The organism is Streptomyces sp. NBC_01012, from assembly GCF_045162755.1.
Taxonomy (GTDB): Bacteria; Actinomycetota; Actinomycetes; order Streptomycetales; family Streptomycetaceae; genus Streptomyces.
This window is the reverse complement of record NZ_CP108688.1, coordinates 4,696,129-4,708,363: the sequence shown is the minus strand read 5'-3', so window position 1 is coordinate 4,708,363 and position 12,235 is coordinate 4,696,129. Positions and strand designations below refer to the sequence as shown.

9 protein-coding genes are annotated in these 12,235 nt (G+C 72.2%); 4 read left to right on the top strand and 5 right to left on the bottom strand.

Features of this window, described 5'->3' with window-relative positions:
- The first annotated feature begins 176 nt into the window (after window positions 1-176).
- Window positions 177-605, top strand: coding sequence for a metallopeptidase family protein (locus tag OG623_RS21250; protein WP_406148441.1), 429 nt, complete (start codon window positions 177-179; stop codon window positions 603-605).
- A 27-nt stretch (window positions 606-632) separates the two neighbouring features.
- Here the strand turns inward: OG623_RS21250 and OG623_RS21245 are convergent, their stop codons facing one another.
- The 3 genes from OG623_RS21245 to OG623_RS21235 all read right to left on the bottom strand — a co-directional run bounded on the left by OG623_RS21245 (window position 633) and on the right by OG623_RS21235 (window position 6,470).
- Window positions 633-2,177 (bottom strand): DUF5719 family protein, encoded by a 1,545-nt coding sequence (locus OG623_RS21245; protein WP_406148440.1) that lies wholly within the window; start codon window positions 2,175-2,177, stop codon window positions 633-635.
- Window positions 2,174-5,935, bottom strand: coding sequence for a glycosyltransferase (locus tag OG623_RS21240; protein WP_406148438.1), 3,762 nt, complete (start codon window positions 5,933-5,935; stop codon window positions 2,174-2,176). Before OG623_RS21240 ends, OG623_RS21245 begins: the two co-directional genes overlap by 4 nt.
- Window positions 5,936-6,206: 271 nt before the next feature.
- Window positions 6,207-6,470, bottom strand: a complete 264-nt coding sequence (locus OG623_RS21235; protein WP_031093859.1) for a WhiB family transcriptional regulator — start codon at window positions 6,468-6,470, stop codon at window positions 6,207-6,209.
- Window positions 6,471-7,121: 651 nt separating this feature from the next.
- Here OG623_RS21235 and OG623_RS21230 point away from each other — a divergent pair.
- The 3 genes from OG623_RS21230 to OG623_RS21220 are packed head-to-tail and all read left to right on the top strand — an operon-like array spanning window position 7,122 to window position 9,948.
- On the top strand, window positions 7,122-7,622 hold the full coding sequence (locus tag OG623_RS21230) for a cysteine dioxygenase (RefSeq protein WP_406148437.1): 501 nt from the start codon (window positions 7,122-7,124) through the stop codon (window positions 7,620-7,622).
- Between the two features lie 44 nt (window positions 7,623-7,666).
- Window positions 7,667-8,623, top strand: coding sequence for a 2-phospho-L-lactate transferase (cofD, locus tag OG623_RS21225; RefSeq protein ID WP_406148436.1), 957 nt, complete (start codon window positions 7,667-7,669; stop codon window positions 8,621-8,623).
- Window positions 8,620-9,948, top strand: a complete 1,329-nt coding sequence (locus OG623_RS21220) for a coenzyme F420-0:L-glutamate ligase (protein WP_406148435.1) — start codon at window positions 8,620-8,622, stop codon at window positions 9,946-9,948. The genes cofD and OG623_RS21220 overlap by 4 nt, the downstream gene beginning before the upstream one ends.
- A gap of 22 nt (window positions 9,949-9,970) precedes the next feature.
- On the opposite strand, the gene OG623_RS21215 is transcribed toward OG623_RS21220, so the two are convergent.
- Window positions 9,971-10,975 carry a DNA-3-methyladenine glycosylase family protein gene (locus OG623_RS21215; RefSeq protein ID WP_406148434.1) on the bottom strand — a complete coding sequence of 335 codons (1,005 nt, stop codon included), beginning with the start codon at window positions 10,973-10,975 and terminating at the stop codon, window positions 9,971-9,973.
- A gap of 93 nt (window positions 10,976-11,068) precedes the next feature.
- Window positions 11,069-12,160: a sugar phosphate nucleotidyltransferase gene (locus OG623_RS21210; protein WP_406148433.1), complete on the bottom strand. Its 1,092-nt coding sequence runs from the start codon at window positions 12,158-12,160 to the stop codon at window positions 11,069-11,071.
- Between the last annotated feature and the right edge of the window lie 75 nt (window positions 12,161-12,235).

The window sequence follows — 12,235 nt, the reverse complement described above, 5'->3', positions numbered from 1 at the left end:
TCACCCCGTCGTGTCGGCCCTCGAACCAGGCCTGAAGCGGCTCCCGGGCGATCGTTCCGTACCCGACCTTGACCGGAATGTTCATCCGACGACACACCCGGCGGCCCCACCGGACACGGAACGAGCGGGTCGGGACACCGTGATCGCCCCGGCCCGATGAGCGTTACGCTGCGTCGGTGGACCGTCCTGTACCGCCCCACCCGTCCGAACCACGGCCCCGCCGCCGCGACCGTCATGGCCGCGGTATGCGCGGACCGGTCGCCCCGCCGCAGGTGCCGCTGTCCGTCAGCAGGGGTGAGAGTTTCCGCGATCTCGTCCAGGATTCGGTGGAGCGGCTGGAGCGGCGCTGGCCGCAGCTGACCGACGTGGACTTCCTGGTCCTCGATGTGCCGGGTTCGCTCGACGAGACCGTGCCGCTCGGGCGCGCGGTGTCCGCCACGAAGGGACAGCCCGCCCAGATCGTCGTCTACCGGCGCCCTGTCGAGATCCGCACCAAGAACCGCGACGAGCGCGCTCTGCTGGTGCACGAGGTCGTGGTGGAGCAGGTCGCGGAGTTGCTCGGCCTCGCGCCCGAGTCGGTCGACCCGCGCTACGGGCAGGACTGACCGACTCCGGGCCCACGCCTCGAGAGCTCAGTCGTCCAGGACCGACAGGTCCTGCTCCGCCTCGGGCACCTCGACCATGCCCCCGTCGTCCGGAAGCGTCTGCACGGTGAACATGTCGATGCCGCCCTCCGGGACCGTGAGAGTACGGGCGGCATACACCTGTCCGCCCGACTCGGGCTCCACCGTCAGGGCGTAGTTGCCCTTGAGGCCGGCCGGAGCGTCGGGGGTGACCTCGAGCGTCGTACCGCCCTTGACCGTGTACGTCTTGACGGCCGCCTTGCCGCCCTCGCTGCCCGCCGATGCCGTGACCTTGACCTTGGCCGTCGCGCCGGGTGCGGTCAGCGAAAGCACCGAGCCCTTCGCCCGGTTGTCGGCGGCGGTCGCCCGCTCACCCACCGGACCGGTCGCCGGGATGAACGCGACCTCCCGCTTGGCCCCGGTACCGCGCACCACGCGCAGTGCGGCCACCACCGGGGTCCCGCCGCCTTCGACAGGGGTCAGCCTGAGCGAGCCGGGCTCCCCCCGGGTGACGTCCTTGAGGTCGACGCTCGCGGTCATCTGCGACTTGATGTGCAGGGTGTCGTTACCGGCCGGTGAGAACGTCCCGCTCTTCCCCACGAGCTGCACCTTCACATCGGCGTCGTCCTCCCCGGGCGCGAACGCCACCAGCCGTACGGAGGTGGCGTCGGCCGGGATCCCCGGCAGGACCTGGGTGCTCGTCGGGTCCGCGGAAGCGGCCAGCCAGTCGCTGCCCACCTCCTCCTCGGCGGCGCTCACGACCGCGCCGACCCGGCCCGACCGTGTCGTCACATGCACGGCCACGTTCTCGGCGACCTCGCTGGTCAGGGTCGAGATCAACATCGGGACGCTCGACCTCGGCGGGACGGTGATGCCCTCGCCGACATCGGACTTGAGGGGGCCGTCGGCGCCGTACAGCTCGATGTCGGCGACCGCGGCGGTGTCGTCGGGGTTGGTGAGGTGGACGTAGTCCTGCCTGGCCTTGCCTGTGCTCGCGCCCGGGAACCAGAAGTCCGTGTCGGGGGCGGTGCAGCTGACGCCGAGCAGGCCGCGGGCGGCGCCGGCGGCGGCCACGGTGGTCTGCTGGGCCGCCCAGCCGGGGGCGAAGGTGTCGGTGGCGGTGCCGATGAGCGCCGGGGCCCCGGTCTTGGAGGTCTCGGCGGTGGACGGCTTGCCGAGATCCTTGAGGGAGACGACGGGCTTGGTGTCCGCGGCCTTCCCCTTCTTCTTGTCCTTGGCGTCCTTGTCCTTCGCGTCCTTGTCCGTGTCCTCCGCGTCCGTGTCGTCGTCCGCGGGCAGCGCCTCGGCCGCCTTCAGCTCGGCGGTACCGGCCTTCGGGCTCTCCCCCGCCGGGGTGAACGACGTGTACGTCGTCTCCGCCAGTTCGGAGGTGCTCGGCGCCGGGCAGAGCAGGCTGGAGCGCTCCACGGGAAGCCGGGCAGCGGCCTTCGCCTGCGTCGCGCCTTCGTCGCCGGGCGCGGAGACCGCGGCGAAACCGGTGACGGCGGCGAGGGCGACGACGCCCGCGATGAGGGACAGGGGGGTGGACTTCACTCGGACTCGCCTCGCGATGCGTTGCCGTTGCCGTTGCCGTTCGCCCACGGGTCCTGGCCCTGGCCCGGGGTCGTGTTCTCGTCGTGCCCGTCATACCCGTCGTACGGGGCGGCTTCGCCTGTTCCCGGCGCGTAGGGCTGCTGCTGGGCGTAGCCGTACGGGTCGTAGGCGCCCTGCTGCTGGTACGGGTCCTGCTGGTAGGGGTCCTGCTGGTAGTACTGGCCGGGGTCCTGCCCGCCCTGGTACTGGCCGTAGTCGGCGCCCTGGTACTGCTGGGCGTCCCACTCCCCGTAGTTCTGCTGAGGGACGGCCGCGTAGGTGCCGGTGCCGTCCTGGTCCGCAGGGATCGCCGCGTACGTACCCGTACCGTCCTGGTCTCCCGCGACTGCCCCGTACGGGTCGGTGTTCTGCTGCGCCGGGATGTACTCCCCCGGCGTCTGCTCGGGGGCCTGCTCCGGCGCGCCCGGCGTCATCGGCTCCGCCTCCGCCTCCGCCTGCGCCGCCGCGCGCAGCCTGCGGGCCCGGCGGCCCTCCCCGGCGACCGGCTCGGCCGCGACGGCCTCGGTCTCCTCGGGCAGGTCGTCGTCGATCTCCCGGCGGCGGCCCGGCAGGGCCAGCACCACCAGGACGACACCGAGCAGCACCTGTGCCCAGACCCAGGCGGTGTGGGTGACGGGTGCGTCGTGAGTGAGGTCCAGCGTGCCGCCCTCGGCGGGCAGCTCGAAGCCCTGTGCCCAGCCGTCCACAGTCTTCGAGGTCAGCGCCCGGCCGTTCAGCGTGGCCTGCCACCCCGGGTCGGCCGCGTCGGCGATCCGTAGCACCCGGCCCGCGTCGCCCTCAGGGATCTCGGTGTGCGCGTCGACGGCCCCCGAGCCGACGGGTACGGGCTCGCCCGCACCGGAGGGAACGATCGCGATCCGGGAGACCTGGCGGTCGACCCGCCACAGCGCGCTGCCGTCCAGCTGGCTGAGCCTGCTCAGACCCGGGGTCGAGTCGAGCACCCGGCTCATCTCGCGCGGCGCCCCGTCCCGTACGAGGACGTAACGCACCGCGAAGCCGCTGAGCTGACTGCCCTGGTCGGCGCCCGAGCCCGCGACCAGGTTGGCGACGACCTTGTCGAGGTGGGTGTTGACGCCGCCGGCCTCGGTGAGCTCGGCGTCACCCAGCCGGGCACCCGAACCGCGGACCAGGCTGTAGGAGACGGCTGCGGGTGATGTGCCTCCGAGCACCAGCGTGCGCGCCTGGTCGCGGGTGCTGCTCTCCTCCGCGACGAACGCGGGCACCTGCACGGGGTCCCGGCGCTCCAGCGGACCGGCCGCACCGCCGATCATCCAGCCGACGGCGGCCAGGACCGGGGCGAGCCCGGCGGCCAGAGCGATGAGCGCGGCGACCGGCTGACGCCAGCCGAAGCTCAGTGCGGCGACCCGGACCCGGGCCCCGTCCGCGCCGAGCAGCGCGGCGGTGAGCAGCGCGATGCCGTAGACAAGGGTGGCGGGCCCTGCCCAGGTGGAACCGTTGGAGATCGCCGCGAAGACCAGGGAGACGATCACGACGGCCCAGGAGGTGCGGATCGCGAACTGCCGCTCGCCGCGCAGCAGGGCCGCCAGCGCCGCCAGCACGACGCCCAGCAGCAGGATGCCGCCCGCTGCCTTCGGACCGCCTGGGCTGATGCCGAGCAGGTCGATGGCGGACGCCGTGCCCGTGCCCGTGTCGAGCCCGGCCTCCTCGAGGAAGGCCGACGGCTCGGTCAGCAGGGACAGCGACCAGGGGGCGAGGATCAGGATCGGGGTTCCGGCCGTGGCCAGGAAGCGCAGTCCGTACGCGGTGATGTCGTTCCTGCGCAGGACGAGCACCCCGATGCCGAGGACCACCGCGAGCGGCCACACGACCGGTGTGAAGGCGGTCGTGACGGTGAGCAGCAAGGTGTACGCCCAGGTGGCGCGCCAGCTGCCGCGTGCCGTGGACCCGTCGCCCCGCAGCCCGTGGGCGGCGACGGCCGCCCGGGCGATCAGCGGCAGCAGGACGGCCAGGACGGCCGTGCCGAGCCGGCCGGTGGCCAGCGCCCCGGTGGCGGCGGGCAGGAAGGCGTACGCGACGCTCGCCCAGGCCCGCAGGAGCCGGGACTCGATCAGCGGCCTGGAGGCGAAGTACGCGGTGACCCCGGCGAGCGGGACCGAGCAGACCAGCAGAAGGGTGAGCGCGAAGCCGGTGGAGCCGAGGAACAGCGCCGACAGGGCGGCGATCATGCCCAGATAGGGCGGTGCGGACTGGGTTCCGCCGGTTCCGACGGTGTGCCAGCCGTCCGCGTAGCGCCCCCAGAGGTCCGAGACGTCGGCGGGAGCGGGCAGCAGCGCGCCGCCCGCGAGGGCGCCGCCGCCGAGGAGGCTCCGGCAGGCCACCAGCGAGACGACGAGGAGCAGCGCGAAGAGCACGGGGCCCGGCTTGCGGCCGAGCTTCTTCAGCCGTGCGAACTGGTCGATCTCCAGGAAGTCGGCGTCGTCACCACCGGGTCCCGACTCGACCGCTCCGTGCCGTGAACCGCCGGAGTCGGAGTCGGTGCGGTTCCCGAAGTTGCCCGCGACCTGCTCGACGGTGGCCCTGACCGTGGCACCGGGCGGCGGGAAGAGCGACCGCAGCTCGGCCGCGTCGACCGTACCTCCGCGTCGTGCGCGGCGGGCGGCGATGATCCGCCCGGGGCGCAACAGGGTGCCGAAGAGTCCGGCGACCTCGTCGAGCGCCTGCCCCGGCACCTTGCCGACGAGGTGGGCGAGGGTGCGCAGCAGGGTGCCGACGACGAGGCGGAGCAGGGCCCACGGAAGCTGTTTGCCACGGGCGTTGACGAGCATCGTGTAGACGGCGCCGGCCTTGTCGACGCGGTGCGGGCTGGCGACGGAGCGTCCGGCGCAGTCGATGGGGCGGCGTTCCCTCGCCGCCGCCTCGGCGTGCCGGAGGATGGCGTCGGGGGCGATGAGCACCCGGTGGCCCGCCATGTGAGCGCGCCAGCAGAGGTCGACGTCGTCACGCATCAGCGGGAGCCTGCGGTCGAAGCCGCCGAGCTCCTCCCAGACGTCGCGGCGCACCAGCATGCCGGCGGACGAGACGGAGAGCACCGTACGGACCTGGTCGTGCTGGCCCTGGTCCTGTTCACGGCGGTCGAGGCCGGTCCAGCGGCGTCCGCTGTTGGCGATGGAGACGCCTACCTCGAGGAGCTGCTTGCGGTCGTACCAGCCGCGCAGCTTGGGCCCGACGATCGCGGCGTGCTTGTCGTTGTCGACGACACGGAGCATCTCGGCGAGTGCGTCCGGTTCGGGGGCGCTGTCGTCGTGCAGCAGCCAGAGCCACTGGACGGGTTCGCCGTGCGGAAGCTCCGGCATGTCGTAGGCGTCGTCGCGCCAGCTGCGGGTGACGGGGTCCCAGCCGCTCGGGCGCTTCAGATAGGGCAGGTCGTCGGGGGTGAGGACGCCGGCCGTGCGGGTCGCCTCGTCGACGGCGGTGCCGAAGCTCGTACGCCGTGCCAGATGGAGGACGCGCTCGCCGCCGAGCGCCTCGGTGACCAGGCGGGCGGAGTCGTCGGCGCTGCCGGTGTCGGCGGCGACGACGTTCTGTACGGGGCGCTCCTGCCCGAGCAGCCCGTCGAGCACTTTGGGCAGCCAGCGTGCGCCGTCGTGCGAGACGAGCACGGCGGTGACGACATGCCGGGGGAACTCTGGGGCGGCGGCGGCCGCGTTCGGCGCCGCCGAGTGGCTGTGCACGGACATCGGGGTACGGGCCCTCCGGCCGGGTCCGGAGGGGTTTCCCCCCGGGGGCTGCATCGGTGTACATGCGCGCCGCGGCGGGGCGTTGGCGCGTCTCTCGGACGGGGCCCCACACTAACGGTACGGATGTCCGCCCCGCGCCGAGCGGTTGAGGGGCGGACCGGGGGACGGCCGGACATGCCGATGGCCTGGGGGCCGCACCCTTCGTGCATGGTGCGGCCCCCAGGCCATCGGGGTCGTGACAGCGGAGTGCGCGGCAGCAGGGCGCGCGGCGTCAGATGGCCGCCTTCTTCAGGCGTCGCCGCTCGCGCTCGGAGAGACCGCCCCAGATCCCGAAGCGCTCGTCGTTGTTGAGGGCGTACTCAAGGCATTCGGAGCGGACCTCGCAGGCGAGACAGACCTTCTTGGCCTCGCGGGTGGAGCCGCCCTTTTCAGGAAAGAAGGACTCGGGGTCGGTCTGGGCGCACAGTGCGCGCTCCTGCCAGCCGAGCTCTTCGTCCGCGTCCTCGACCAGCAGTTGCTGGAACAGCTCGGTCATGTGCGCCCCTCGTCTGTCTCTTGCGTCCCCGTGATGCGGCCGTTACCGGTGCGGCCGAACGACACGAGTGAAATTACAAGTGTGTAGCTTCGGGCCAGTCAAGCGAAGATCTGCTATTGGCCTCGGTATTCACTCTCCGGAACCAAGCGTATGCGTTAAGTGCCCAAATCACCAAAAACCTGACATATGCCATCGGCGTCACCCAGCTTCACTTCTCACCGGATGAGACGCACGAGGCCGTCCCGATGTTTCGATTCGATCACCGAAGCGACCAAGATCACAGTAGGGTCACGGACCCTCAATCGCGTTTACGGACACGGCTGATGCGCCACCTTGCCCCTGCGCCGGGCGCCAAAACCTTTCTCCACCTACCACAACTGGATAGGGTGAAACATTGCCGCCAAATCGGGCATTGGGTTGACAGGGGACGGACCCAGCCGGTCTTCTTGATTTCATGCACGCGACCCCAGCCAGGTACACGACTCACGCCCGTGGGTTCCGTACGGCTGTCCAGGCTCGCTGTTGCTGTTCCAGCTGTCACAGCTGTTGAAGCCGTAGCGCTCCAGCTCTGATCCAGCTTCGTCTCGTTTCATCGCACTCCGGTCTCCGCGCTCCGCACGCGCATCCACATGCCGAGGAACCACCGCACCCATGAACAGCGACAGCGACCTTTCGATCGCCGGCGACATCCTCGAGGTCCAGCACCTCCTCCAGCCGACCGGTCCCCATCCCTCGACCGTGGCCGGGTTCGCCGGACTCGCCCGCTCCATCGCCGCCGACCACGCCCGGTGGGCGCCGCTCGTCCGGTACGACACCACGACGCGCTGGTACCACCGCTTGCAGAGCGCCCCCGGTTACGAGGTGTGGCTGCTGAGCTGGGTCCCCGGCCAGGGCAGCGGCCGGCATGACCACGGCCCGTCCTCCGGCGTACTCACGGTCCTGGACGGCGAGTTGACGGAGCACACAGCGCGCGGGGCGCTGACCCTGGACGCGGGCGCGCAGCGTGTCTTCGCCCCGGGATACGTCCACGAGGTCGTCAACGACTCGCTGGAACCCGCCGTCAGCCTGCACATCTACTTCCCGGGCCTGACCGACATGCCGATGCGTTCGGCGCAGTGCGCTCCGGCCGCCGAGAATGCCGTACCCGCCTGACGCTCTGCCACCAGCAGTCGTACCCGCCTGCCACACTGTTCCGCATGCGCATTGTGGTTCTGGCCGGCGGTATCGGTGGTGCTCGTTTCCTGCGTGGCCTCAAACAGGCCGCGCCCGACGCGGACATCACGGTGATCGGCAACACCGGCGACGACATCCATCTGTTCGGGCTCAAGGTCTGCCCGGACCTCGACACCGTGATGTACACCCTCGGCGGTGGCATCGACGAGGAGCGGGGCTGGGGGCGTACGGACGAGAGCTTCCGGGTCAAGGACGAGCTCGCGGAGTACGGGGTGGGGCCCGAGTGGTTCGGCCTCGGCGACCGTGACTTCGCGACCCATATCGTCCGTACGCAGATGCTCGGCGCGGGCTACCCGCTGAGCGCGGTCACCGAGGCCCTCTGTGCGCGATGGAAGCCGGGCGTCCGGCTGATCCCGATGTCCGACGACCGTATCGAGACGCATGTCGCCGTGGACGTCGACGGCGAGAGCAAGGCCATCCACTTCCAGGAGTACTGGGTGAAGCTGCGCGCCTCCCTGCCCGCGCAGGCCGTGGTGCCGGTGGGCGCGGAGCAGGCCAAGCCGGCGCCGGGCGTCCTGGAGGCCATCGCCGAGGCCGACGTCATCGTCTTCCCGCCGTCGAACCCGGTCGTGTCGGTCGGCACGATCCTCGCCGTGCCCGGCATCCGGGAGGCCATCGCCGAGGCCGGGGTCCCCGTCGTGGGGCTCTCCCCCATCGTCGGGGACGCACCCGTGCGGGGCATGGCCGACAAGGTGCTGGCCGCCGTCGGTGTCGCGTCCAACGCCGCGGCCGTCGCCCAGCACTACGGCTCGGGTCTGCTCGACGGCTGGCTAGTCGACAGCGTGGACGAGGCGGTGGTCGAGGAGGTCGAGGCCGCGGGGATCCGCTGCCGCGCCATCCCGCTGATGATGACGGACGTGGACGCCACCGCCGAGATGGCCCGCCAGGCCCTGGCGCTGGCCGAGGAGGTACGGGCATGACCGGGGCACAGGCCGACGCCGCCCCCTCGTACCGCGTGTGGGCGCTGCCGGGGATGCCCGAGGTCCGCGAGGGCGACGACCTCGCGAAGCTGATCGCCGCGACGGGTCCCGGCCTGGTGGACGGCGATGTCCTGCTGGTCACCTCGAAGATCGTCTCCAAGGCCGAGGGCCGGATCGTCGAGGCCACGGACCGGGAGGCGGCGATCGACGCCGAGACCGTCCGGGTGGTCGCACGGCGCGGGACGATCAGGATCGTGGAGAACCGGCAGGGGCTCGTCATGGCCGCTGCCGGGGTCGACGCATCGAACACCCCGGCGGGCACGGTCCTGCTGCTGCCCGAGGACTCGGACGCCTCGGCCCGGATGATCCGGGACGGCCTGCGCGACACGCTCGGGGTCGATGTCGGGGTCGTCGTCACGGACACCTTCGGCCGCCCCTGGCGCAACGGTCTGACGGACGTGGCGATCGGGGCCGCGGGAGTCAGGGTCCTGGACGATCTCAGGGGCGGTACCGACGGATACGGCAATCCGCTGAGCGCCACCATCGTGGCCACGGCCGACGAGCTGGCCTCGGCCGGTGATCTGGTGAAGGGCAAGGCGTCCGGGCTCCCGGTCGCCGTGGTGCGCGGACTCCCCCATGTGATCGCGGACGCGGCCGAGGGCGGGGACGCGGGCGCCCGGGCGATGGTGCGGGTCGCGGCCGACGACATGTTCCGGCTGGGCACGTCCGAGGCGGTGCGGGAAGCGCTGAACCTCCGGCGCACGGTGCGGGAGTTCACGGACGAGCCGGTCGACCCGGGCTCCGTACGGCGTGCGGTGGCGGCGGCCGTGACCGCCCCGGCGCCCCACCACACCACACCCTGGCGCTTCGTCCTGCTGGAGTCCGCCGCATCGCGCCACCGGCTGCTGGACGCCATGCGGGACGCGTGGATCGCGGATCTGCGCGGGGACGGGCGGAGCGAGGAGTCTGTCGCCAAGCGGGTGCGACGGGGCGACGTCCTGCGGAACGCGCCGTATCTGGCGGTGCCGTGCCTGGTGATGGACGGCTCCCACACCTACGGGGACGAGCGCAGGGACACCGCGGAGCGCGAGATGTTCGTGGTCGCGGCCGGCGCGGGCGTACAGAACTTCCTGGTGGCGCTCGCCGGCGAGCGGCTCGGCTCGGCGTGGGTCTCGTCGACGATGTTCTGCCGGTCGGTGGTGCGTGAGGTGCTGGACCTGCCGGACTCCTGGGATCCGCTGGGCGCGGTGGCCGTGGGGCATCCGAAGGGAACACCGCCGCCGCGTGCCGCCCGGGACGCGGGGGCGTTCATCCAGGTCCGCTGAGCGGCCGCCGGGGCCTGCCCGGTCACAGCCGGGCGATGTCGCGCGGCGTCATCCGGGGGGCCCGGCGGGCCGGGGTGTGGCCCGAGAGCATGATCAGGCGGGTCGCACGGTGGCGCTGGCCCTCGTACGGGGCGAGGAGCTCCAGCATCTCCTCGTCGTCGGCGTTCCTGTTGCCCGCGAGCGCGTGGCCGACGATGCCCGGCAGATGGAGGTCGCCGACCGTCACCGCGTCCGCGGCGCCGTTCGAGCGTTGCAGGGTCTCCGCCGCGGTCCAGGGGCCGATGCCCGGGATCAGCCGCAGCCGTGCCGTCGCCTCGGGCAGGTCCATCGCGGCCGCCTCCTCCATGCGCCGGGCCACCCGGACCGCGCGCAGGATCGTGGCGGAGCGTTTGCCGTCGACGCCCGCGCGGTGCCACTCCCAGGACGGGATCAGCGACCAGGTCCTGGCGTCCGGCATGACGTACAGCCCGTACGTGCCGAACGTCACGTCGCGGGGGCCGGGCGCGGGAGTGCCGTAGGTGCGGAGCAGCAGCCGCCAGGCGCGGTAGGCCTCGTCGGTGGTGACCTTCTGTTCCAGGATCGACGGGATCAAGGACTCCATGACCAGCCCGGTGCGCAGCAGCCGCAGGCCGGGCCTGCGGTGCTGGGTCAGGGCGATCAGCCGGTGGCGCGGGCGGAAGTCGTCCGGGGTGTCGTCCGCGCCGAGCAGCGCCGGGAGCCGGTCCAGGAGCCACTGTGCGCCCGGCCCCCAGGCCGCCCCCGCGATCCGTCCGCCGGGGGACGCCGAGACACGCAGGGTGCCGGGCCCGGCCGGGGTGCGGGTCGCCCGCCAGAAGGTCCCGTCGGGCAGCGCCCGGTAGGCGGGGTCCGCGGGGCCGCGCCGCAGCGGGCTCAGGACCAGCCGCAGGTCGAGCGGGCCCGGCGGGGTCCAGGTCCTGGTCAGCGCGGGGGCGGACGCGTGGCCCTCGCCGGAGTCCGGCTCCTGCCGGGGCACGGCGGTGGTGCGGGGTACGAAGCGTCCTGCCACGGGTGAGGTCCTCGGTCGTCGGGGTGCCTGTCGAGGGTAAGTCACAGGTGCGCGAGTACGGCTTCGTTCACAGGTGCGCGAGGACGGCTTCGTTCACTGGTCGGACGAGAAGCGGACCGAGGCGTCCGGGAGGACCGCACCGCACCAGACACGGATGCCGTCACGCAGTTCGTTGTCGGCACCGACCTGGGCACCGTCGCCGACCACCGCGCCGCTGAGCACCGAGCGGGCGCCGATCCGGGAGCCGGCTCCGACCAGAGAGTCGGTGATCACCGCGCCCGGTTCCACGACGGCGCCCTCCAGCACGGTGGAGCCCGCGATCCTGGCGCCCGCACCGATCAGCGCGCCCTCGCCGATGACCGTACCGCCGGTGAGCTTGGCGTCGGCGGCGACGGACGCGGTGGGCAGGACGAGCCGGTCGCCGCAGCGGCCGGGAACGGCGGGCGACGGAGCGCGGCCGAGCACCAGGTCGGCGGAGCCGCGTACGAAGGCCTGCGGGGTCCCGAGGTCCAGCCAGTACGTGGAGTCCACCATGCCCTGGAGATGGGCGCCCGCGGCCAGCAGCCCGGGGAAGGTCTCGCGCTCCACGGAGACCGGCCGGCCGGCCGGAACGGTGTCGATGACCGACCGGCGGAAGATGTACGCCCCCGCGTTGATCTGGTCGGTGACTATCTCCTCGGGGGTCTGCGGCTTCTCAAGGAAGGCCGTCACCCTGCCCGTGGCGTCCGTCGGTACGAGACCGAAGGCGCGCGGGTCGTCCACCCTGGTGAGGTGCAGGGAGACGTCCGCCCCTGAGGTGGCGTGCGCCGTGACCAGGGCCCGGATGTCGAGTCCTGTGAGGATGTCCCCGTTGAACACGATGACGGGTTCGTCCGGGCCCGAGGCCAGGCGCGACGCCACATTGCGGATGGCTCCGCCGGTACCGAGGGGTTCGTCCTCGGTGACGTACTCGATGGAGAGGCCGAGCGACGAACCGTCACCGAAATACGGTTCGAACACCTCCGCGAGGTAGGACGTCGCGAGCACGATGTGCTCCACCCCGGCCGCCCTCGCCCGCGCCAACTGGTGCGTCAGGAAAGGCACCCCCGCCGCCGGGACCATCGGCTTGGGGGTGTGCACCGTGAGTGGGCGCAGCCGGGTGCCCTTGCCACCGACCAGGAGGATCGCTTCTTTTGCCTCTGTCACAGCACCGTCTCTGCTTCCTGCTGGGGCCGGGCCTCGTTTCGGCTGGCCAGTGTATGCAGACCGGTCGGAACCTCC